At 71.9% G+C, this 23,465-nt stretch carries 14 protein-coding genes and 1 pseudogene; 9 read left to right on the top strand and 6 right to left on the bottom strand.

Translation table 11 applies throughout. From position 1 onward, the window contains the following. Positions 1 to 3: 3 nt before the first annotated feature. From AC0665_RS32745 to AC0665_RS32725, 5 genes are all read right to left on the bottom strand, one after another. Positions 4 to 1,182: a YncE family protein gene (locus AC0665_RS32745; protein WP_468634196.1), complete on the bottom strand. Its 1,179-nt coding sequence runs from the start codon at positions 1,180 to 1,182 to the stop codon at positions 4 to 6. Between the two features lie 76 nt (positions 1,183 to 1,258). Beyond that, positions 1,259 to 1,762: an ATP-binding protein gene (locus tag AC0665_RS32740; RefSeq protein WP_468413175.1), complete on the bottom strand. Its 504-nt coding sequence runs from the start codon at positions 1,760 to 1,762 to the stop codon at positions 1,259 to 1,261. Between the two features lie 274 nt (positions 1,763 to 2,036). After that, positions 2,037 to 2,804, bottom strand: a complete 768-nt coding sequence (locus AC0665_RS32735; protein WP_468634197.1) for an enoyl-CoA hydratase/isomerase family protein — start codon at positions 2,802 to 2,804, stop codon at positions 2,037 to 2,039. Between the two features lie 88 nt (positions 2,805 to 2,892). Beyond that, entirely contained in the window at positions 2,893 to 4,119 is a 1,227-nt protein-coding gene (locus AC0665_RS32730) for a L,D-transpeptidase (protein ID WP_478706433.1), read from the bottom strand. 154 nt (positions 4,120 to 4,273) lie between these two features. Continuing rightward, positions 4,274 to 5,518, bottom strand: a complete 1,245-nt coding sequence (locus tag AC0665_RS32725) for a L,D-transpeptidase (protein WP_478706432.1) — start codon at positions 5,516 to 5,518, stop codon at positions 4,274 to 4,276. Positions 5,519 to 5,705: 187 nt separating this feature from the next. Between AC0665_RS32725 and glgX the strand changes: the two genes are divergently transcribed. The 7 genes and pseudogenes from glgX to AC0665_RS32690 all read left to right on the top strand — a co-directional run bounded on the left by glgX (position 5,706) and on the right by AC0665_RS32690 (position 18,362). Continuing rightward, positions 5,706 to 7,955, top strand: a complete 2,250-nt coding sequence (gene glgX / locus AC0665_RS32720; RefSeq protein ID WP_468413183.1) for a glycogen debranching protein GlgX — start codon at positions 5,706 to 5,708, stop codon at positions 7,953 to 7,955. Between the two features lie 252 nt (positions 7,956 to 8,207). Continuing rightward, a complete protein-coding gene (locus AC0665_RS32715; RefSeq protein ID WP_478706431.1) occupies positions 8,208 to 10,097 on the top strand; it encodes an ABC transporter ATP-binding protein in 1,890 nt (629 codons plus the stop codon). Further along, positions 10,094 to 11,956 (top strand): ABC transporter ATP-binding protein, encoded by a 1,863-nt coding sequence (locus AC0665_RS32710; protein WP_468413195.1) that lies wholly within the window; start codon positions 10,094 to 10,096, stop codon positions 11,954 to 11,956. The genes AC0665_RS32715 and AC0665_RS32710 overlap by 4 nt, the downstream gene beginning before the upstream one ends. Before the next feature lie 21 nt (positions 11,957 to 11,977). Then, a pseudogene (locus AC0665_RS32705) lies at positions 11,978 to 13,673 on the top strand (ABC transporter ATP-binding protein). A 186-nt stretch (positions 13,674 to 13,859) separates the two neighbouring features. Continuing rightward, positions 13,860 to 15,911 carry a M4 family metallopeptidase gene (locus AC0665_RS32700; RefSeq protein ID WP_478608911.1) on the top strand — a complete coding sequence of 684 codons (2,052 nt, stop codon included), beginning with the start codon at positions 13,860 to 13,862 and terminating at the stop codon, positions 15,909 to 15,911. Between the two features lie 206 nt (positions 15,912 to 16,117). After that, positions 16,118 to 17,764 carry a M4 family metallopeptidase gene (locus tag AC0665_RS32695; protein WP_478507129.1) on the top strand — a complete coding sequence of 549 codons (1,647 nt, stop codon included), beginning with the start codon at positions 16,118 to 16,120 and terminating at the stop codon, positions 17,762 to 17,764. A 58-nt stretch (positions 17,765 to 17,822) separates the two neighbouring features. Beyond that, positions 17,823 to 18,362: a DUF1990 family protein gene (locus tag AC0665_RS32690; RefSeq protein ID WP_478706430.1), complete on the top strand. Its 540-nt coding sequence runs from the start codon at positions 17,823 to 17,825 to the stop codon at positions 18,360 to 18,362. A gap of 72 nt (positions 18,363 to 18,434) precedes the next feature. Here AC0665_RS32690 and AC0665_RS32685 read toward each other — a convergent pair whose 3' ends face one another. Beyond that, entirely contained in the window at positions 18,435 to 21,053 is a 2,619-nt protein-coding gene (locus AC0665_RS32685; protein WP_478706429.1) for a glycosyltransferase family 1 protein, read from the bottom strand. Between the two features lie 276 nt (positions 21,054 to 21,329). Between AC0665_RS32685 and AC0665_RS32680 the strand changes: the two genes are divergently transcribed. Both AC0665_RS32680 and AC0665_RS32675 read left to right on the top strand, forming a co-directional pair. Continuing rightward, positions 21,330 to 22,532 (top strand): S8 family peptidase, encoded by a 1,203-nt coding sequence (locus tag AC0665_RS32680; RefSeq protein WP_478706428.1) that lies wholly within the window; start codon positions 21,330 to 21,332, stop codon positions 22,530 to 22,532. A 214-nt stretch (positions 22,533 to 22,746) separates the two neighbouring features. Next, positions 22,747 to 23,465: maltotransferase domain-containing protein (locus AC0665_RS32675; protein WP_478706427.1), on the top strand; the 719-nt coding region annotated here is incomplete at its 3' end.

Below are 23,465 nucleotides of genomic sequence, written 5' to 3'. Positions count from 1 at the left end.
GCGTCACCGGAAGACACCCGTGTGGCCGAGGGAGTAGCGGCCGGGCTGCGGGTAGACCGCCAGGCCGTGCGGGCCGCTGCCGACGGGGATCCGGGCGAGCTGGACGCCGGTGCGGGTGTCGATGGCGTACACCTCGGCGTCGTAGCGGCCGGACAGCCACAGCACCTTGCCGTCGGCGGAGACGCCGCCCATGTCGGGGCTGCCGCCGTCGGGCAGTTTCCACTTCTTGGTGAGCTTGCCCTGGGTGAAGTCGAAGACGGAGACGGTGCCCTCGCCGCGGTTGGTCACGTACATCTCGCGCGAGTCGCGGCTGACGTAGAGGCCGTGGCAGCCCTTGCCCGTGGGCATCAGGGTGGGCTCGGTGAACCGGTCGCCGTCCAGGACCCACATGCCGTGGGCCGTCATGTCGGCGATGTAGAACCTCTTGCCGTCGGGCGAGATCTTCACGTCCTGCGGCATGGCGCCCTGGAACGGCAGCCGTTGCTGCCCGACGACCTCCATCTTCTCGGTGTCGACCTTGAGGAGTTCGCCGCTGAACTCGCACGAGACGATGAAGTAGCGGCCGTCGAGGGAGAAGTCGGCGTGGTTCACGCCGTAGCAGGAGACCGGGACGGTCTTCCTGATCTCCATGGTGTGCGGGTCGCGGAAGACCAGTTCGCGGTCGAGGGAGGCCATGACGACGGCGTATCTGCCGTTGGGCGTGAAGTACAGGTTGTACGGGTCGTGGACCTCGACGTCCTTGCCCGCCTTGCCGGTTCTGGGATCGATCGGGGTGAGGGTGTGGCCGCGGTTGTTGTTGACCCAGAGCGTCTTCAGGTCCCAGGAGGGCACGACGTGCTGGGGCTGGCGGCCCACGCGGATCGTCTCGGTCACCTCGTAGGTCTTCGGGTCGATGACGGTGACCGTGTCGGACTCGGTGTTGGGGACGTAGACCCGGGACGGGAAGTCCTTGACCACCGGGGACAGTTTGTTCGGACGGTCGGCCGCGTAGACGTCCTCCGGATCCAGGACGGGCGGCATGCCGGGCAGGCCCTTCACGGGCCTCTTCTCGGGCGGGGCGGGCACAGCGGCCTCGGTGCCACGCGCCTCGGAGGTCCGTTCCCCGCTCCCGGTGCCACAGGCGGCGAGGACGGCGAGGGCGGCAGCCGCGACCAGGGTGCTCTTGACGAGATGGCGGTGCATTGCACCATTTAAGGGGCGCCCCGTGGCGAAAGGCGTGATTCGCCCGTCCGGCGGCCGGGTGAGGTGGTGCGCTCGCTCAGCGGTCGGCGACCCGCATCTCGAACCAGGTGGTCTTGCCCCGGGGCAGCAGATCGACCCCCCAGCGGTCGGCCAGTTTGTCCACGAGGAACAGGCCCCGGCCGCTGATGTCCATCTCCTGGACCGGCATCAGGCAGGGCAGCCCGCGGGAGGGGTCGCGGACCTCCACGCGGATCCAGCCGCGGCGCCGGTGCAGTCGCAGCCCGAAGACACGGGCACCGGTGTGGCGTACGGCGTTGCCGACGAGTTCGGAGACGAGCAGGACCGCGTCCTCCGTGGTCTTGGGGGTGAGCCCCCACTGGCGCAGGACCACGACCTGGGTGAGCCGTCTGGCGGTGGCGGCGGACTCGGGACGGGACGGCAGTGGAACCTCTGCCTCCGTCGGGTTGCCGTACAACTCGAGCGCCTTGAGCGCGTGTTCGTCCTCGACGGTCGGCGACCAGCGCGCCGCGGCCGCATGTGCGTGTCCCCGCGGCTGTTCCATACCCTCCAGCCCCGCCATGCCCCCCATCATGGCCGCCCACGGCGCCCGACGGGGCCGTTCCCGGGGAATACGCCCCGGGGAACGGGGGGTGAACCGACGGCCGTCCGTCATATGCCAACGGCACGTGGAAGACGGCCGCACCCCGTCCGACCTGCCAGAGCAGCACGTTGCGAAGCACGAGCCGGGCCTCCTCGGCCAGACACGCTTAAGGCTGGCTTAAGGGTGACATAAACCGCCCCATTGAGGGACCCGGGTCAGACACCGCGTCAATTGCAAGCCCCTGGAGGGAGGTTCAGAGGAACTTCGCCTTGCCCGGGCCCTCCTCCACGAAGCTGCGCATGCCGCGCTCACGGTCCTCGGTGGCGAACAGGCCCGCGAACCAGTTGCGTTCGACCGCGAGGCCGGTGTCGATGTCCGTCTCCAGACCCGTGTCGATCGACTCCTTCGCGGCGCGCAGCGCGAGCGCCGGGCCCTGCGCCAGCTTCGCGGCCCAGGCGTGCGCCTGGGTGTACACCTCGTCGGCGGGCACGACCCGGTCCACCAGGCCGATCTCGCGGGCCTCCTCGGCCTTCACCATGCGGCCAGTGAAGATCAGGTCCTTGGCCTTGGAGGGGCCGACGAGACGGGCCAGGCGCTGGGTGCCGCCGGCGCCGGGGATCAGGCCGAGCAGGATCTCCGGCTGGCCGAGCTTGGCGTTCTCGCCGGCGATGCGGAAGTCCGCGCACAGGGCGAGTTCGCAGCCGCCCCCCAGCGCGTAGCCGGTGACGGCGGCGACGACCGGCTTGGGGATCCGGGCCACCGCCGTGAACGCGTCCTGGAGGGCGCGGGCGCGCAGGACCATCGCGGTGTGGTCCATCGCCTGCATCTCCTTGATGTCCGCGCCGGCCGCGAACACCTTCTCGCCGCCGTAGATCACCACGGCCCGCACGTCCTCGCGGCGCGTGGCCTCCTCGGCGAGTTCCTTCAGCCGGTCCTGCGTGGCGATGTCCAGCGCGTTCATGGGCGGGCGGTCGAGGCGGATCGTGCCGACGCCTTCAGCGACTTCGAGAGAGACGGTCATGGGCAGCAGGTTAACCGGGGCTAACACAAGAGGCCCCGGTGCGGTCGGTCACACCGGGGCCCTCACGTCGTACGGGGACTGCGGGGGACTACTTCTTCCACTTCTCCCAGGACATGTTCCAGCCGTTGAGCCCGTTGTCGGGGTCGACGACGCGGTCCTCGGAGTTCTTGACGACCACCACGTCGCCGATCATCGAGTGGTTGAAGAACCAGGCGGCCGGCACCTTCTTGTCCCAGCCGCCGCGCACGTCCCGCAGGCCGATGCAGCCGTGGCTGGCGTTGTAGTTGCCGAAGGCGCCGCTCGCCCAGTAGTTGCCGTGCAGGAAGGTGCCGGAGGTGGTCAGGCGGACGGCGTGCGGCACGTCCTTGATGTCGTACTCGCCGCCGTACCCGACGGTCTCGCCGTTCATCCGGGTCACCGTGAGCATCTCGCTGATGACCATCTGGCCGTTCCAGGTCTCCATGCCGGGCTGGCCGGTGGTGACCGGGATGGTCTTGATGGTCTTGCCGTCGCGCATGACCTTCATCGTGAGCTTCTTGGCGTCGACGACGGAGACCTGGCTGCGGCCGATGGTGAACTTCACCGTCTTGTCCTGCTCGCCGTAGACGCCGGAGCGGCCTTCGACGCCGTCGAGGTTCAGGTTCACGGTCACCTTGGTGCCGGGCTTCCAGTACTTCTCGGGGCGGAAGTCGAGGCGGTCGTTGCCGAACCAGTGGCCCTCGACGTCGACGGCGGGCTCCGTGGTGATGCGGATGGCCTTCTCGACGTCCTCGGGGTTTGTGATGCCCCGCGAGAAGCGGATGGAGAACGGCATCCCGACGCCGACCTTCGAGCCGTCCTCGGGGGTGAAGGTGCCGGTGAAGGTGTTCTCGGGGGTCAGCGTGGTGAAGCCGGCGTCCTCCGCGGCCGTGCGGCCCTCGGAGTCCTTGGCGACCGCGTGGACCGTGTACTTGGTGGCACCGGCCAGATGGGTGGACGGCGTCCAGCTGGCGCCGTCCCCGGATATCTCGCCCTCGACCTTCTCGCCCTTGGCGTCCTTGACCTCGACCTCGGTCAGCTTCCCCTTCGTGGCGGTGACCTTCAGCGCACCGCTCGTGTCGACGGCCTTGGCGCCGTCCTTCGGGGTGATGCCGACGACCGCCTCCGACTGCTTGCTCTGCGCGGCGCCCGAGTCCTTGCCCTCGCCGTCGCCCCCGCCGGAGCCGGTCCCCCCGCCGCCGCACGCCGTGACGGCGAGCAGCAGCACGCCGACCGCCGACGCGAGCAGTCCGTTCCTGCGCCCAACCGACGCCCCCGATATCGGTCGCCCGTTCACGTGGTTCTCCCCTCCCAGGGCCTGGTCAGGCCCGCACCCCGCGCGTCCCCCGCGCGTCGGCGAATAGTAACCACAGGGTGCACGGCACCGGCGGCCCGCGATTGTCACTGTTCGGTCCCAACCGATCACCGGCTCAACCCGCCCCCCTGCCCGGTCACTTCACCGCGCTGCCCGCCTTCCATGCGTTCCAGCCCATATTCCAGCCTCCGAGCCCGTTGTCCGGAGAGACCTTTTTGTCCTTGCTGTTGACGACTTCGACGACGTCCCCGATGAGGCTGCGGTCGAAGAACCAGCCGGCCGGGGTGTCCGAGCCGCCGCCCTTCACATCGCGCAGTCCGATGCAGCCGTGGCTGACGTTGGTGCGGCCGAAGACGGTGCGGTGCGCCCAGTAGTTGCCGTGCAGGAAGGTGCCGGAGTCGGTCAGGCGCATGGCGTGCGGGACGTCGGGGATGTCGTACTCGCCCTTGCCGTCGCGCTTCTTGAAGCCGACCGTCGCGCCGTTCATGCGGGTGACGTCGAGCATCTCGGTCACCACCATCTTGCCGTTGTACGTGGTGGTGCGGGGGGCGCCCGCCGTGATGGGCACGGTGGCGAGGGGCTCGCCGTCGCGCCGGACCTCCATGGAGTGGGCGGCGGCGTCGACCACGGAGACCTGGCTGCGGCCGACGGTGAAGGAGAGCGTCTTGTGCTGGAGGCCGTAGACGCCGGGCGCCCCCTGGACGTCGCGCAGGCGCAGGGCGACGGTGACCCGGGTACCGGGTTTCCAGTAGTCCTCGGGGCGGAAGTCGAGGCGGGACCTGCCGAACCAGTGCGGGCGGATCTCGACGGCCGGACGGGCGGTGACCCGCACCGCGCGCTCGACGGCGGCGCGGTCGGCGATCTCCCGGTTGAACTGCAGGGAGACGATCATGCCGGTGCCGACCGTGGCGCGGTTCTCCGGGGCGACGTAGCCGATGAAGCGTTCCTCGGGGACGTAGGTGGTGAAGGTGGTGTGCCGGGCCGAGCGGTGTCCGTCGCCGTCCACGGCCACCGCGTCGATCGTGTACTTGGCGGCCAGCGCCAGGCGCTGGTCGTCGGGTTCCCAGGTCAGGCGGTCGGCGGAGAGGTGCCCGGGCACCGGGGACTCCTGCGCGTCCTGCGACCTGACGACCCTCACCGTCTCCAGCCGGCCGTCGGGCACGTGCACCCGCAGCGTGCTGCCGGGGCGCACTCCCCTGCTGCCGTCGCCGGGCGAGACCTTGATGACGTCCTCGGGCGCCGGGGGCGCGCCGAAGGCACCGGCGATCCCGCCGCCGTCGTCCGAGGTACAGCCGGTGGCCCCGGCGAGGAGCCCTGCCCATGTCACTACGGCGGCCAGCGCGGCCCTCGCGCGCCGCGCGCGCCCTTGTACGTGCCTCACGAGGTGCCCAACGACCGGCCGCGTCCCCGGGAAACGACCATGCCCGCCCCCGGGGAAACGTGAGTGCGACCCACGCTCTGGGCAGAACAGTGGGGAGGACGACGCGCAGGGGAGCCGCGACCCGGGCCGCAGCACAGGCCGCACCCCTCTGTCCCCCGTCGTTCCACGAGCCGCGGGAGGCTGACAGGTGTCCAGCGCAGCCGAGCAGGAGGCGGTGGCCGGCCATCGGGCCACCGGGAACGGGCGCCAGGCCGCCGTGAACGGCGCGCGGCGGGCCGCGCCGCCGCCCACCGTGCCCGCGTGGCCCGGCGCGCCGACCCCGCTGGGGGCCCGGTTCCGGGTTGGCCCGGACGGGGTGGCGGGCACCAACTTCGCGTTGTGGGCGGGCGGGGCGGAGGGTGTCGAGCTGTGCCTCTTCGACGAGGCGGGCAAGGAGTCACGGGTCCGGCTCGGCGAGCTGACCCACGAGATCTGGCACGGCTTCGTCCCGGGCGTGCTGCCCGGGCAGCGCTACGGCTACCGGGTGCACGGCCGCTGGGACCCGTGGACGGGCGCCCGCTGGAACCCGGCGAAACTGCTCCTCGACCCCTACGCGCGGGCGGTCGACGGGGACTTCTCGCTGCCTCCCGAGGTGTACGGGCACGTCCGCGACTGGCCGCAGCAGCACGTCGCCGACACCGTACGCGACGACCGGGACTCGGCGCCGTTCGTGCCGAAGGGCGTGGTCGTGCACGACGACGACGACTGGGCCGACGACCGCCGCCCGAAGACCCCGTGGGCCGACTCGGTGATCTACGAACTGCACGTCAAGGGCTTCACCCGGCTGCACCCGGGCATCCCCGAGGAGCTGCGCGGCACCTACGCCGGCCTCGCCCACCCCGCGGCGGTCGAGCACCTGGTGAAGCTGGGCGTGACGGCGGTGGAGCTGCTGCCGGTGCACCAGTTCGCGCACGAGGACCACCTGCTGCGCAGGGGCCTGCGGAACTACTGGGGCTACAACTCCATCGGCTACTTCGCCCCGCACGCTGCCTACGCGGCCTCCGGCACGACCGGGCAGCAGGTCGGCGAGTTCAAGCGGATGGTGCGCTCCCTGCACGCGGCCGGCATCGAGGTCATCCTCGACGTGGTCTACAACCACACCGCCGAGGCCGGCGAGCTCGGCCCGACCCTGTCCCTGAAGGGCATCGACAACCGCGGCTACTACCGCCTCCAGGACGACGCCCGCCGCTACGCCGACTACACCGGCTGCGGCAACACCCTGCACGTGGTCCAGCCCCAGGTCCTGCGCCTGATCACGGACTCGTTGCGCTACTGGGTCACCGAGATGGGCGTCGACGGCTTCCGCTTCGACCTGGCGGCGGCGCTGGCCCGCTCCATGCACGACGTCGACATGCTCTCCCCGTTCCTCGCGGTCATCGCCCAGGACCCGGTGCTGCGCCGGGTGAAGCTGATCGCCGAGCCGTGGGACGTGGGGTCGGGCGGCTACCAGGTGGGGGCGTTCCCGCCGCTGTGGACGGAGTGGAACGACCGGTACCGCAACACCGTGCGGGACTTCTGGCGGCACGCGCTGCCCGACGTCCGCGAGATGGGCTACCGCCTGTCGGGCTCCAGCGACCTGTACGCCTGGGGCGGGCGCAGGCCGTACGCGTCGGTCAACTTCGTCACCGCGCACGACGGGTTCACCCTGCGCGACCTGGTGTCCTACGAGCGCAAGCACAACGAGGCCAACGGCGAGGGCAACCGGGACGGCACGGACGACAACCGGGCCTGGAACGGCGGCGTCGAGGGCGAGAGCGACGACGAGGGCGTACGGGCGCTCCGGCGGCGCCAGCTCAGGAACCTGCTGACCACCCTGCTGCTGTCCACGGGCGTGCCCATGCTGGTCGCGGGCGACGAACTGGGCCGCACCCAGCGCGGCAACAACAACGCCTACTGCCAGGACAACGAGATCAGCTGGGTGGACTGGGAGCTGCTGGAGGACCCCGGCTGGAAGGCCCTGTGCGAGCTGACCTCCCGGCTGATCGCGCTGCGCCACCACCATCCGGTGCTCCGGCGCCGGGCGTTCTTCTCGGGCCGGGCGCAGACCGCGGACGGGCTGCGCGACCTGGCCTGGTTCACGTCCCGGGGCACGGAGATGACGGAGCAGGACTGGTTCGCGCCCGCCGCCACGCTGGGCATGTACCTGTCCGGCCGGGACATCCCCGGGCGGGACGAGCGCGGGGAGCAGATCCTGGACGACAGCTTCCTCGCCGTGCTGCACGCGGGCGAGGAGCCGGTGTCCTTCCGGCTGCCGGGACCGCCGTGGGCCGAGCGGTACGAGGTCGTCGTCGACACCAGCCTGGAGGAGCAGGGGGAGGCGCCCGGGGTGGAGCACCGGGCGGGCACGGAGATCACGATGCCGGCGCGGGCGGTGCTGCTGCTGCGGGTGGCGGGGTGATCCGGGGATCCCGAAGATCTCGCCCTCCTGCACGGCGAAGGAGACACCGTCGACGGGTCCCGGCGGGGCGGGGCCCGCGGCATCGGCCGTCCCGCTCGAACGGGCATCAGCCGATCGGCTGATGCGGCGGTACGACCCGGCCGCTGACGCCCTGCGACTCGTCGAACAGGCAGGTCGCGGGACCGACGGCCGGTCCGGGTCCGGCGGAAACTCGGTGGGCAGTGTCAGTGGCGATCCGTAGGCTCGCTGCTGATGGCCACGACACCCGCCCCCGCCCAGGACCGTTCCGCCGTGCGTGCGCTGCTGCGCCTGTGGCCGTATGTGCGGCCCGTGCGGGCGCGGCTGTTCAGCGCCGCGTCCGTCGCGATAGTCGCCTCCTGTGTGGGCCTGGTGATCCCGCTCGTCCTGAAGTGGATGGTGGACGGGCCGATCGCCGACCGGGATCCGGCAGGGGTGTGGCTCGGCGCCCTGTACCTGCTGCTGCTCGGCTTCGCGGAAGCCCTGCTGTTCGGGCTGCGGCGGTGGCTGGTGGCCCGTCCGCTCTCCCGCGTCGAGGCGTCGATGCGGGCGGGTCTGTACCGGCATCTCCAGCGGCTGCCGGTGGCCTTCCACGACCGGTGGGCCTCGGGGCAGCTGCTGTCCCGGGCGACGACGGACCTGATGCTGCTGCGCCAGTTCCTCGCCTTCCCGCTGACGTTCCTGCTCGTCAACGGGGTGACGATCCTCGTCGGCGTGGTCATCATGCTGCTCCAGGACTGGACCCTGGGGCTGGTGATCCTCGGACCGGCCGTGCCCGTCATGGTCACCTGCGTCATCTTCGAGAAGCGGTACGCCGAGGTGGCGCGGCGCGCCCAGGACCAGGTCGGCGACCTGACGACGGTCGTCGAGGAGAGCGTGCTCGGCATCCGCATCATCAAGGGCTTCGGCCGCCACCGGAGCCAGGCGCTGGCCTTCCGCGACCTGTCGAGGAGGCTGCGCGGCACGGAACTGCGCAAGGCGCGGCTGCTGGCCACGATCTGGGGCGTCATCGTGACGCTGCCGGAGGTGGCGATCGGGGCGGCGCTGGTGGTGGGGGTCGTCCAGGTGGCCGACGGCGCCCTGTCGGCGGGGACGCTGGTGGCGTTCCTGTCGACCGCGCTGGCGCTGCGGTGGCCGGTGGAGTCGATCGGGTTCCTGCTGGCGATGAGCCAGGAGGCGGCGACGGCGACCGAGCGGTACTTCGAGGTGATGGACGAGGACACGGAGGGGGAGGCGGAGAGGGCCACCGCCGGCCCCACAGCCGAAGCCACCCCCACGATCACCGCCACCGCCACCGCCACAACCAAAGCCGACTCCACGACCACCGCCGCCCCCGGTAACGGCAGCGGCGCCCGCCCCTGCCCGGCAGACCCCCGGGACCGGGGCCTCCGCTTCCACGGGGTGCGGTTCCGCTACCCCGACGCCCCGCCCGGCACCGCGCCCGTTCTCCAGCACATCGACCTGCACATCCGCCCGGGCGAGTCCATGGCCCTGGTCGGCGCCACCGGCAGCGGCAAGACCACCCTCACCGCGCTGATCCCCCGCCTCTACGAGCTGACCTCGGGCCGCATCACCCTGGACGGCGTCGACATCACGGACCTCTCCCGACAGGCCCTGCGCGCCAAGGTCGCCGTGGCCTTCGAGGAGCCCACGCTGTTCTCGGCGGCGGTCGGCGACAACGTTCTCATGGGCGCGCGGGACAACGCCGGAACGGCCGAGCTGGAGCGTGCCCTCGCCGTCGCCCAGGCCGACTTCGTGCACGCCCTGCCCCAGGGGACGGACACCCGGGTGGGCGAACAGGGCCTCAGCCTCTCCGGCGGTCAGCGCCAGCGCCTCGCGCTCGCCCGGGCCGTCGTCGGGCAGCCGGAGTTCCTCGTCCTGGACGATCCGCTGTCGGCCCTGGACGTGCACACCGAGGCCGCCGTCGAGGCCGCCCTGCGGCAGGTCCTCGCCGACACCACGGCCCTGATCGTGGCGCACCGCCCGTCCACCGTGCTGCTCGCCGACCGCGTCGCCCTGCTGTCCGGCGGCCGGATCGCCGCCGTCGGCACCCACCACGAACTGCTGCGCACCAACGCGGAGTACGCGCATCTGATGTCAGGGGAAGAGGAGGGCGCACGATGACGGCGGCCACCAGCGCACCGGCCGGCAGCCAGCCCGGCGACCCTCGCGAGGACCGGCCCGCCGCCACCGGCGACCCCTTCGACCGGGACGTGCTGCCCACCCCGCCGGGTGCCACCGGGGCACTGCTCCGCTCCCTGCTCGCGCCGCTGAGGGCCAGGGTCGCGGTCACCACCCTCCTGCTGCTGCTCCAGCAGGCGGTGGTGCAGGCCGGCCCGCTGCTCGTGGCGTACGCCATCGACCGTGCCGTGCCGGCGTTCCGGGCGCAGGACCACGGGCCGCTGATCGCGGTGGGTGCCGGTTACCTGGTGTGCGCGCTGACCGCGGGCGGGCTCCAGTTCGCGTTCGTGGGCGCCGCCGCCCGGGTCAGTCAGGACGTGCTGCTCGACCTGCGGGGCCGGATCTTCCGGCACGCGCAGGCGCTCAGCGTCGACTTCCACGAGCGCTACACCTCGGGCCGGCTCATCTCCCGCTCCACGACCGACGTGGAGTCGCTGCGCGAACTGCTGGACGAGGGCCTCCAGGAACTCGTGACGGTCGTCCTCTCCTTCGTCTACATCTCGGTCATGCTGCTCTGGCTCGACCTGGGCCTCGGGGGTGTGGCGGTGGCGTCCCTGGTGCCGCTGTACGCGCTCGTGCGGTGGTACCAGCGGCGGGCGGGCCGGGTGTACCGGGCGCGGTCGACGGCCATCGCGGCCGTCATCGTCAAGTTCGTAGAGACCATGAACGGCATCCGCCCAGTGCGGGCCTTCCGCCGCGAGGCCGCCAACGACGCGGACTTCGGCGTGCTGAACGGGCGGCACGAGCGGGTCAACGGCGACGCGCTGCTGGAGATGGCCCGTTACGTCACCGGCTCGCGGCTGGTCGCCAACACGGCGGTCGCGGCGATCGTGCTGTGGGGCGCCTACCGGGTCGCGGACGGCACCCTGGCCCTCGGTGTGCTGGCCGCGGCCGTGCTCTACCTGCGGCGGCTGTACGACCCCATCGACCGGCTCGGGATGTTCCTGAACTCCTACCAGTCGGCGGCGGCCTCCCTGGAGAAGATCGCCGGTCTGCTGGCCCAGACCCCGTCGGTTCCCGAGCCGGCCACGCCCCGGCAGCTCCCGCCGCTGGAGGGCGAACACCCCGGCCGCCGGGTGGTCTTCGACGGGGTCCGCTTCGGCTACCGCACCGGTGGCGAGGTGCTGCCCACGTTCGACCTCACCCTGCCGGCGGGGCAGACGGTCGCGGTCGTGGGGTCCACGGGCGCCGGCAAGTCGACGCTGGCCAAGCTGCTGGCCCGGTTCTACGACCCCTCCGACGGGCGGGTGCTGCTGGATGGCGTCGACCTGCGCGACCTCCCCGTGCCGGAGCTGCGGCGCGGGGTGGTCATGGTGACGCAGGAGGCGTTCCTGTTCTCCGGCACGGTCGCCGACAACATCGCGATCGGCCGCCCGGACGCCACCCGCGCGGAGATCGAGCAGGCGGCGAAGGAGATCGGCGCGCACGACTTCATCACCGCCCTGCCCGACGGCTACGACACCGACGTGCGCAAGCGGGGCGGTCGCATCTCCGCCGGCCAGCGCCAACTGGTCGCCTTCGCCCGGGCGTTGCTCGCCGACCCGGCCGTGCTGATCCTGGACGAGGCGACCAGCTCGCTGGACGTCCCGGGCGAGCGCGCGGTGCAGCGGGCCATGACGACGGTGCTGAAGGGCCGTACGGCCGTGGTCATCGCGCACCGGCTGTCGACCGTCGAGATCGCGGACCGGGTGCTGGTGATGGAGCACGGCCGGATCGTGGAGGACGGGGAGCCGGGCGAACTCATCGCGGGCACCGGCAGGTTCGCCGACCTGCACCGGGCCTGGCGGGACAGTCTGGCGTAGGGCCGGCGAGGGGACGGGCGGATGATCGACGCGTACGAGGACCCCGGCACACCCGACCGGCGCGGCGGCGCCCGGTACCTGTGGTGGCTGGTCACTCGGCAGCCGGGGCGGTGTGCCGCCGGGGCGATGTTCGCCAGTGTGTGGATGGTGCTGCTGGCGGCGACCCCGTTTCTGATGTCCCGGGCGATCGACGAGGGTCTGGAGCCCGGCGACATGGGCGCGCTGGTGCTCTGGAGCGGCGCGCTGTTCGCGGTGGGGGCCTTCAACGCCTGGCTGAGCGTCATGCGGCACCGCACCATGACGCGGGTCCGCATGGACGCCAACTTCCGCACGGTGAAGGTCGTCGTGGACCAGGCGGTGCGGCTGGGTGCCTCGCTGCGGCGGCAGGCGGGCGCCGGTGAGGTCGTCACCATCGGCGTGGGCGATGTGCAGACGATCAGCCAGTCGCTGACCGTGGTGGGGCCGGGGGTCGGCGCGGTCCTGGGCTATCTGGTGGTCGCCGTGCTGCTGGTGTCGGTCTCGGGCTTCGTCGCCGCGATCGTGCTGCTCGGCATGCCGGTGCTCGCCGTGGTGATGGGGCCGCTGCTCGGCCGGTTGCAGGGCTCGGAGGCGGAGTACCGCGAGCGGCAGGGCGTGCTGACCGCGCGGATCGGTGATCTGGCGGGCGGGCTGCGGGTCCTGGCCGGTCTGGGCGGCAAGCGGCTGGTGGCGGACGCGTTCCGTCGGGACTCGCGACGCCTGTGCGAGCAGGGGTACCGGGTGGGGGCGGTGACCAGCTGGGTGCAGGCTCTGGGCCTGGGGCTGCCGACCCTGTTCCTCGCGGTGGTGACCTGGCCTGCGGCCCGGCTCGCCGCGCAGGGCGACATCACCGTGGGCCAGCTGGTGTCCGTCCTTCGCCCGGGTGGAGGGGCTGGCCCGGGCTCCGCGCGCGGCCGGTGAGGGCGAGTGTCCGGATCCGGACGGTGACCGCATCGACGTCTGCGGGGTGCGCTACGCCTACGACGGGGGCGTCGAGGTGCTGCGCGGCGTCGATCTGACGGTGCGGCCCGGGGAGCGGCTGGCGGTGGTCGGGCCGTCCGGGGCCGGCAAGACCACGCTGAGCCGGCTGATGGCGGGCATCGACGCGCCGACCGCCGGTTCGGTGACGGTCGGCGGTGTGCCGGTCGCCGGGCTGGGGCCGGAGCGGCTGCGCCGCCAGGTCGTCCTGGTCACCCAGGAGCACCATGTGTTCCTCGGGTCCGTCCGCGACAATCTGCGGATCGCCGAACCGGCCGCGCGCGACGAGGAGTTGCGGGACGCGCTGGCCGTGGTCGGCGCCGAGGGGTGGGTGCGGGAGCTGCCGCAGGGCCTGGACACCCCGCTCGGCCAGGGCGGTCACCGCACCGACGGCTCACAGGCCCAGCAACTGGCGCTGGCCCGGGTGGTGCTGGCCGACCCGCACACGCTGATCCTCGACGAGGCGACCGCGCTGCTCGATCCGGCGACCGCCCGGCACACCGAGCGGGCCCTGGCCGCGGTGCTCGAAGGGCGCACCGTCATCGCCGTCGCCCACCGGCTGCACACCGCGCACGACGCGGACCGGGTGGCGGTGATGGAGGACGGCCGGCTGTCCGAACTCGGCACGCACGACGAACTGGTGGCGGCCGGTGGGGCCTATGCGGCGCTGTGGCACTCCTGGCACGGGGACCGGCCCGGGGAGAGCGACACGTCCTCCTGACGACATGTCCGTATAGCGAACATGAACTTCCGGACAACGAACCGTTTCCGGCCATAGTTTTGACGCGGTCCTGACAGAAAGCGCGGTCCCCTGCCACGCTTCCCACGACTGCTCCACAGGAACCCCACAGCAACACCTCCACCTCCCCAGGCCGGGCGACCCCCGGTCCCGCAGAAGGAGCCAGTGTTGAGAAGCAGTTCCTCGCGAAGAGGCACCTCCCACAGACGCACTCCCCGCCGCACCGCGGCCGTGGCCCTCGCCGGCGTCGCCGCGCTGATAGCCGCCGCCGTCCAGAGCGGCTCCGCCGTCGCGGCCCCGGAGAAGGCACCGTCGGCCGCGAGCAAGGCGAACCCCGGCGCGCAATCGGTCAGGCTCAGCCCCGCCCAGCGCGCCGCGCTGATCCGCGAGGCAGAGGCGGACAAGGCGCGGACGGCCCGGGACCTGGGTCTCGGCGCCAAGGAGAAGCTGGTCGTCCGTGACGTCGTGAAGGACGCCGACGGCACGGTCCACACCCGCTACGAGCGCACCTACGACGGACTGCCCGTCCTCGGCGGCGACCTCGTCGTCAAGACCGCCGCGTCCGGTGCGACGAAGTCGGTCGTCAGGGCGACCCGCGCCGCCATCGAGCCGGCCACCACCACCGCCGCCCTCCCCGCCGCCAAGGCAAAGAAGCAGGCGCTGGCCGCCGCCAAGGCGGACGCCGCCAGGAGCGCCGACGTCGACAAGGCGCCGCGCAAGGTGATCTGGGCCGCGAGCGGCAAGCCGGTCCTCGCCTACGAGACCGTCGTGGGCGGCCTCCAGAAGGACGGCACCCCGAACGAGCTGCACGTCGTCACCGACGCCGCCACGGGTGCCAAGCTCTACGAGTACCAGGGCATCGAGAACGGCACCGGCAACACCATGTACAGCGGCACGGTGACGCTCGGCACCACGCAGTCGGGGTCGGCGTACAACCTGACGGACGGCGCGCGCGGCGGCCACAAGACGTACAACCTCAACCGCGGCACCTCCGGCACCGGCACGCTGTTCTCCGGTCCCGACGACGTGTGGGGCAACGGCAGCGCCTCCAACGCGGAGACCGCGGGCGCCGACGCCCACTACGGCGCCGCGCTGACGTGGGACTACTACAAGAACGTGCACGGGCGTTCGGGCATCAAGGGCGACGGCGTCGGCGCCTACTCCCGCGTCCACTACGGCAACAACTACGTCAACGCCTTCTGGTCGGACAGCTGCTTCTGCATGACCTACGGCGACGGCTCGGGCAACACCCACCCGCTGACGTCGATCGACGTGGCCGCGCACGAGATGACCCACGGCGTCACGTCCAACACCGCGGGTCTCGTCTACAGCGGCGAGTCCGGCGGCCTGAACGAGGCCACCTCCGACATCTTCGGATCGACGGTCGAGTTCTACGCCAACAACGCCTCCGACGTCGGTGACTACCTCATCGGCGAGGAGATCGACATCAACGGCGACGGCAGCCCGCTGCGCTACATGGACAAGCCCAGCAAGGACGGCGCGTCCAAGGACAGCTGGTACTCGGGCATCGGCTCGGTCGACGTGCACTACTCGTCGGGCCCCGCCAACCACTTCTTCTACCTGCTCTCCGAGGGCAGCGGCACCAAGACCATCAACGGTGTCACGTACAACTCGGCGACCTCGGACGGCCTTCCGGTCACCGGCATCGGCCGGGACAAGGCGGAGAAGATCTGGTTCCGCGCGCTCACCACGAAGTTCACCTCGAACACCAACTACGCGGGCGCCCGCACCGGCACCCTCGCGGCCGCGGGTGAGCTCTACGGCACGGACAGCGCCGAGTACAAGGCGGTCCAGGACGCCTGGGCGGGCGTCAACGTCGGCACCCGCTCCGGCGGTGGAGGCGGCGGTGGCACGTCCTTCGAGAACACCGCCGACGTGGCGATCCCGGACCGCGGATCGGCGGTGACGTCCTCGATCACCGTCTCCGGCCGGACCGGCAACGCCCCGTCCAACCTCCAGGTCGCGGTGAACATCGTCCACACCTACATCGGTGACCTCAAGGTGGAGCTGGTCGCCCCCGACGGCACGGCGTACACGCTGAAGGGGTACGGCACCGGCGGAAGCGCCGACAACATCGACACCACCTACACGGTGAACGCCTCCTCCGAGGTGGCCAACGGTGAGTGGAAGCTGCGGGTGCAGGACAACGCGGCCGCCGACACCGGCTACATCAACAGCTGGAAGCTGACGTTCCCGTAGGCCGCCCGTAGGCCCTCGAGTCAGGGCGTCGCCCCGGTGGGTTCGAATCCCCCGGGGCGGCGTCCGTTTCACCTGCCCTCGCGTACATCTGGTCGTCGTTTTCCGGCCAACATCACGCCGCACTCCTGACATGTACGCGCCCTCGGTGCCACTCTTCCCCCACGCCGCACAGCACCGCAGCACTTCCCCCACAACGAGGAGCTCGTGTGTCCACGTCTCTCTACGCGCGTCAAAAGCGCGCCACGCTCGCCATCGCCACCGCCGTCGCCGCCGGTGCCCTGCTCACCACCGGACTCACCTCCGGCAGCAGCGTCGCCGCGGACGCCGCGAGCAAGCCGGCCCTCGCCGCCGCTCCCGTCCTGCTGTCGGCGCCGGCCCGCACCGCGCTCATCCAGGAGCAGCAGGCGGACGCCACCCGGACCGCCCGCGAGATAGGCCTCGGCGCCCAGGAGAAGCTGGTCGTCAAGGACGTCGTGAAAGACGCCGACGGATCCGTCCACACCCGCTACGAGCGCACCTACGCGGGCCTGCCGGTCCTCGGCGGCGACCTCGTGGTGCACGCGTCGAAGTCGGGCGCGACGAAGGGCGTCACCAGAGCCACCAAGGCGACCCTCAAGGTCGACTCGCTCAAGCCCGCCGTCACCGCCGCCAAGGCGGAGAAGCAGGCGGTGACCCTCGCCAAGGCCGCCGGCTCGGACAGGACCGAGGCGAGCTCCGCTCCCCGCAAGGTGATCTGGGCCGCGAGCGGCAAGCCGGTCCTCGCCTACGAGACCGTCGTCGGCGGCCTCCAGGAGGACGGCACCCCGAACGAGCTGCACGTCATCACCGACGCCGCCACCGGCAAGAAGCTCTACGAGTACCAGGGCGTCGAGACCGGCACCGGCAACACCACCTACAGCGGCCAGGTCACCCTCAGCACCACCAAGTCGGGGTCCACGTACAACCTGACGGACGGCACCCGCGGCGGCCACAAGACCTACAACCTCAACCGCGGCACCTCCGGCACCGGCACCCTCTTCTCCGGCGCCGACGACATCTGGGGCACCGGCAGCCCGTCCAACGCCGAGACCGCCGCCGCCGACGCGCACTACGGCGCCCAGGTCACCTGGGACTTCTACAAGAACACCTTCGGCCGCAACGGCATCCGCAACGACGGCAAGGCCGCCTACTCCCGCGTCCACTACGGCAACAGCTACGTCAACGCCTTCTGGTCGGACAGCTGCTTCTGCATGACCTACGGCGACGGCTCGGGCAACACCCACCCGCTGACCTCGCTCGACGTGGCCGCGCACGAGATGAGCCACGGCCTGACCTCGGTCACGGCGAAACTGAACTACAGCGGGGAGTCCGGCGGCCTGAACGAGGCCACCAGCGACATCTTCGGCGCGGGCGCCGAGTTCTTCGCGAACAACTCCTCCGACGTCGGTGACTACCTCATCGGCGAGGAGATCGACATCAACGGCGACGGCAGCCCGCTGCGCTACATGGACAAGCCCAGCAAGGACGGCGCGTCCAAGGACAGCTGGTCCTCCAGCCTGGGCAGCGTGGACGTCCACTACTCCTCCGGTCCCGCCAACCACTTCTTCTACCTGCTGTCCGAGGGCAGCGGCTCGAAGACGATCAACGGCGTGACCTACAACTCGCCCACCTCCAACGGCTCCACGGTCACCGGCATCGGCCGGACCAAGGCGCTGCAGATCTGGTACAAGGCGCTGACGACGTACATGACGTCGACGACCAAGTACGCGCAGGCCCGCACGGCGACCCTGAACGCGGCCTCGGCGCTGTACGGCGCGTCCAGCACCGAGTACAAGGCGGTCGCGTCCGCCTGGTCGGCCGTGAACGTCGGCTGACCGAAGCACGACCACGGGCGGTACCCGGACCCCGGCGGGTCCGGGTACCGCCCTACTCTTGGGGACCGTGTCTTCTACGGATTCGCAGGACTTCACCTACGCCGATGTCGGCGCCACCCGTGACCGGGGTTTCTGCCCGCCCGGCTTCCACCCCATGACCGTGCGCACGCGCCTGGGCGAGGGCGAGGAGGTCTTCCGCCGGGCGTCGGAGGCGGTCCTGACCTGGGAGATGCACCGGGCCATGGGCGTGGGCATCGACACGACCGCGGACCGCGCCGCCCCCGGCGTGGACGTCACGGTCACCCTGGCCGGGATGATCAAGGCCCCCTGCCGTGTGGTCTGGACGCTCGAGGAGCCCCGCCGGGCGGGCTGGGCCTACGGCACCCTGCCCGGCCACCCGGAGACCGGCGAGGAGTCCTTCGTGGTCGACCGCACGGGAGACGGCACGGTCTGGCTGACGGTGGACGCCTTCAGCCGGCCCGCCAAGTGGTACGCCAAGGCGGGCGGCCCGGCGACCAGGGGTTTCCAGCACGCGTATGCGCGACGGTGCGGCACAGTCCTGCGGAACCTCGCGACGCGGAGTGGCGAGGCACCCTGAGGGGCGCGGGGCTGTATCGATGTGCGGCTCCGCCGCGTGGGCGCGCTCAGCCCCCACGCACCCGCAGCCGACTCACCGCATCAGCAACCCCGCGGCCGCCACCATCTCCTCGGACGGCCCGGCGACCAGACCCAACTCCGCGCTGGACGCCAACAGCCGATGCGCGGGAAGGATCCGCACCGTGTACCCGAAAGGCCCGGTGCGATCCAGCGACAAAGGCCCTTCATACACCCAGCGCCCGTCCTGGTCGGGAGACCCCACCGGCTTCAACGGCACGACAGTCGCGTCGGCGATGCGATCCTCCTCGTCCACCCGCCCGGACACGACCTGCACCTCCACGTCGTCCGGCCCGAGCTCACCGAGCCCGACCCGCACCCGAAGCCCCAGCGTCGTCCCCAGCTCGGCCAGCACCTCCGACGCCGACGTCTCCACATGGTCGACGGTGACGCCCGGCCACGCCGCCCGCACCCTCGTCTTCCACTCGGCGAGATCCCGCGCCGCGTCCGGGCCCACGGCCCGGTGGGAGAGCGCGGCCGGCGCGTAGAGCCGCTCGACGTACTCGCGGACCATCCGCCCGGCCAGCACCTTCGGCCCGAGCAGGCTGAGCGTGTGCCGGACCATCTCGATCCACCGGTCGGGCAGGCCGCTGCGCCCCCGCTCGTAGAAGCGGGGCGTCACCCGCTGCTCCAGCAGGTCGTACAGCGCCGCGGCCTCTATGTCGTCCCGGTGGTCCGGGTCGGTCCCCACGCCGTCCGCCGTGGGGATGGCCCAGCCGAAGTCGGGCTGGAACCACTCGTCCCACCAGCCGTCCAGAACCGACAGATTGAGGCAGCCGTTGAGCGCGGCCTTCATCCCGGACGTGCCGCAGGCCTCCAGCGGCCTGAGCGGGTTGTTCAGCCAGATGTCGCAGCCGGGGTAGAGCTTCTGCGCCATCGCCATGCCGTAGTCCGGCAGGAACACGATCCGGTGCCGCACCCGCGGGTCGTCCGCGAACCGCACCAGCTCCTGCACCAGCCGCTTCCCACCGTCGTCCGCGGGGTGCGCCTTGCCCGCCACGACGATCTGGACCGGCCGCTCGGGGTGCAGCAGCAGGTCCATCAGCCGGTCCCGGTCGCGCAGCATCAGCGTCAGGCGCTTGTACGACGGGACGCGCCGGGCGAAGCCGATGGTGAGGACGTCCGGGTCGAGCACGTCGTCGATCCAGCCCAGCTCGGCCGTGTGGGCGCCGCGCTGCCGCCAGGAGGCCCGCAGCCGCTCGCGCACCTCCTCGACGAGCTGCTCGCGCAGCACCCGCCGCAGGTCGAAGATGTCCTGGTCGGGGATGTCGGCGACCGCGTCCCAGCGGTCCGAGCCGCCGACGGTCAGGGCGTCCTCGGCGCGCTGGGCGCCGATCTGCCGGGCGCCGAGCCGGAACACCTCGGGGGCGACCCAGGTGGGCGCGTGCACCCCGTTGGTCACCGAGGTGATCGGCACCTCTTCGGCGTCGAAGCCGGGCCACAGCCCGGCGAACATCTCCCGGCTGACCTTGCCGTGCAGCAGGGAGACGCCGTTGGCGCGCTGGGCCAGGCGCAGCCCCATGACGGCCATGTTGAACAGGTTGGTCTGCCCGCCGGGATAGGTCTCCATGCCGAGCCTGAGGACGCGCTCGACGTCGATGCGGGGCAGCTCGGCGTCGGGACCGAAGTGGCGGGCGACCAGCTCGCGGTCGAAGCGGTCGATGCCGGCCGGGACGGGCGTGTGGGTGGTGAAGACCGTCCCGGCACGCACCGACTCCAGCGCGGAGTCGAAGTCGAGGCCCTGGGCGCAGAGTTCGGCGATGCGCTCCAGACCGAGGAACCCGGCGTGCCCCTCGTTGGTGTGGAACACCTCCGGCTCGGGGTGGCCGGTCAGCCGGCAGTACGTGCGTACCGCCCGGACCCCTCCTATGCCGAGGAGCATCTCCTGGAGCAGCCGGTGCTCGCTGCCGCCGCCGTAGAGCCGGTCGGTCACGCCGCGCTCGCCGAGGTCGTTCTCCTCGACGTCGGAGTCCAGCATCAGCAGCGGGACCCGGCCGACCTGCGCCAGCCAGATCCGGGCGTGCAGCCGCCTGCCGCCGGGCAGGGCGAGGGCGACCTGCGCGGGGGTGCCGTCGGGCTCCTCCAGCTGGACGACGGGCAGCTCGTTGGGGTCGAGGACCGGGTAGTGCTCCTGCTGCCAGCCGTCCCGGGACAGGGTCTGGCGGAAGTAGCCGTGCCGGTAGAGCAGGCCGACGCCGATCAGCGGGACGCCGAGGTCGCTGGCGGCCTTGAGGTGGTCGCCGGCCAGGATGCCGAGGCCGCCGGAGTACTGGGGCAGGGCGGCCGTGATGCCGAACTCGGGTGAGAAGTAGGCGATCGCCGCGGGCAGGTCCTCGGGCTGGGTCTGGTACCAGCGGTCGCCGCTCGTGTAGTCGTGCAGATCGCCCGCGACCGCGGCGAGGCGGCGCAGGAACGGGCGGTCCCCGGCCAGCTCCGCCAGCCGTGCGGGCGGCACGCTGCCCAGCAGCCGGACGGGATCGCCGCCCGAGGCCGCCCAGCGCTCGGGGTCGACGGACCGGAACAGGTCACGGGTCTCCGCGTGCCACGACCAGCGCAGGTTGCGGGCCAGATCACTGAGGGGCCGGAGGGGGTCGGGGAGAACGGGTCGGACGGTGAATCGACGGATCGCCTTCACGGGTTCCACCTCGGCGCGTTCGCTGGATTTCGCAGGGCTTCGACGACGTCTCCTACGACAGTACCGGCGCCGGCGTCCCCTCCGCTGGAGCTCAGGGCCGGTGCCCTCGATCGGCCGGAACGGCACCATCGGCGGATATGGCCGATTCCACCCCCATAGGCGTCCTTGTGGTGCTTCACACGTCACGAGAGGCTGCCTCTGGCGTACCGGCCCGTGCCCGCCGCTCGCGGCACCGCACGGCGGCCGTACGCCGAGTCGAGGAGGGGAACTCGGACCATGGCTCGGACGCGCCAGCGGCGTCTGCGCCGGGCGGGGGGCCTGGCGGCGGCGATCTGCGCCGCGGCGTTTTCGGCCACCACCCTGCCCGCGCACGCCGTACCGGAGGGGCGGATACTCGGCGCCGGATCACCCGGCTCCGTGCACGGGAGTTACCTGGTGACGCTGAAGGAGGGCACGGGGTCCCGGTCGGCGGCCGGACAGGGCCTCGCCCGAACGTACGGGGTGAAGATCAGCCACATCTACGGCACGGTCCTGAACGGCTACGCGGTCCGGGCCGACGCGCGACAGGCGGGGCGGCTGGCCGCCGACCCCCAGGTCGCCTCGGTCGTCCAGGACACCCGTGTGCGGCTCGAGGGCACCCGGCGCGACCCGCCGTCCTGGGGGCTGGACCGCGTCGACCAGCCGCGACTGCCACTGGACCGGAGTTACACCTGGCCGCGGCGGGGCGGGTCCGGGGTGACGGTGTACGTGATCGACACCGGCGTGCGGACCACCCACGAGGACTTCGCCGGCCGGGCAAGCCACGGCTGGGACTTCGTCGGGAACGACCCGGTCGCCTCCGACGCCAACGGTCACGGCACCCATGTCGCGGGCACGGTCGCCGGGACGTCCTACGGCATCGCCAAGAAGGCGAGGGTCGTCTCGGTACGTGTCCTGGACGCCGCGGGCGGGGGCACTACGGCCCGGGTGATCGCCGGGATCGACTGGGTGACCCGGCACGCGAGGAAACCCGCGGTGGCCAACCTCAGCCTCGGCGGGCCGCGCAACGACCGGCTGGACGCCGCGGTCCGCGCCTCCATCGCCTCCGGCGTCACCTACACGGTCGCCGCGGGCAACGACGGAGCGCCGGCCGGCCTGACCTCCCCGGGCGGCGTCGAAGAGGCACTCACGGTCGGCGCGACCGACCGGGAGGATAAGAAACCGGCCTTCTCCAACCACGGTCCGGCCCTCGATCTGTTCGCACCGGGCGTCGCTATCACCTCGGCCTGGGCCGCGAGCGACACCGCACGGGCCGTCTCTTCGGGTACCTCGATGGCGTCCCCGCATGCCGCGGGAGCGGCCGCCCTCTATTTGGCCGATCATCCAAAAGCTGCTCCGGCGCAGGTCGGGAGGGCTTTGACCGCCTCGGCGACGACCGGGAAGGTCTCCGGCCGGGGCGCCGGTTCGCCGGACAAATTACTGCGGGTGCCGCCCGGGTAGGGCGAAGAAGCACCCATGCCCGGGACCGGCCCCGTCCGTCGCGGACGAGGCCGGTCTTGTGTGTCGACATACGCGTGAGTAGTTAACAAAGTGCCGGATTGCTCACCCGAATAGGGTGGGAAGGCTCCTGCGGGTACCCCTCTCAGGAGCACCAAGCAGGACCCACCTCCCCACAGACATCCGCCTACCCACGTTGACGCGGACAGGAGCGGTCATGCCCGCCAAGCACCACTCGCCAGCACCCCCCGACCACCGCACCACCGGGGCGCGCGCACCCGGCGGCGAAGCACGCCCCACGCGCCCGCCGGCCGGCGCCGGCCCACAGGCCCCGCCACCACCCCCGGGCGACGAGACCGCGGTCGGGCGCATACCCGTCCTGGATGTCCGCCCGGTCGTCCAGCGCGGCCGCCGGCCCGCCAAGGCCGTCACCGGCGAGAGCTTCGAGATCTCGGCGACCGTGTTCCGGGAGGGGCACGACGCGGTGGCCGCCAATGTCGTCCTGAGGGACCCCGAGGGCCGCCCCGGCCCGTGGACGCCCCTGCGTGAGCTGGCCCCGGGGACGGACCGGTGGGGCGCCACCGTCACCGCCGGAGAGCCCGGCCTGTGGACGTTCACGGTGGAGGCATGGGGGGACCCGGTCTCTACCTGGCGCCACCACGCCCGGATCAAGATCCCCGCCGGCATGGACACGGACGTCGTCCTGGAGGAGGGGGCGCGTCTGTACGAGCGGGCCGCCGCCGGTGTGCCCGAGGAGGAGGGACTGCGCGACGTGATCCTCACCGCCGTCGACGCCCTGCGGGACGAGAACCGTCCCGCGGCGGCTCGTCTGGCGGCGGCGCTGACGCCGGAGGTGGACGGGGTGCTGGCCCGGTATCCGCTGCGGGACCTGGTCACCACGTCCGAGCCGTTGCCGCTGCTGGTGGAGCGGGAGCG

Source organism: Streptomyces sp. NPDC043685 (assembly GCF_056436585.1).
Note: the sequence above shows the minus strand (reverse complement) of the source record. Positions and strands in the feature narration are given on the sequence as shown.

Bases quoted from the DNA above. Each gene is read 5' to 3' on its own strand.
- AC0665_RS32745 (WP_468634196.1), bottom strand. From the start codon at position 1,182: ATGCACCGCCATCTCGTCAAGAGCACCCTGGTCGCGGCTGCCGCCCTC.
- AC0665_RS32740 (WP_468413175.1), bottom strand. From the start codon at position 1,762: ATGGCGGGGCTGGAGGGTATGGAACAGCCGCGGGGACACGCACATGCG.
- AC0665_RS32735 (WP_468634197.1), bottom strand. From the start codon at position 2,804: ATGACCGTCTCTCTCGAAGTCGCTGAAGGCGTCGGCACGATCCGCCTC.
- AC0665_RS32715 (WP_478706431.1), top strand. From the start codon at position 8,208: ATGGCCACGACACCCGCCCCCGCCCAGGACCGTTCCGCCGTGCGTGCG.
- AC0665_RS32710 (WP_468413195.1), top strand. From the start codon at position 10,094: ATGACGGCGGCCACCAGCGCACCGGCCGGCAGCCAGCCCGGCGACCCT.
- AC0665_RS32680 (WP_478706428.1), top strand. From the start codon at position 21,330: ATGGCTCGGACGCGCCAGCGGCGTCTGCGCCGGGCGGGGGGCCTGGCG.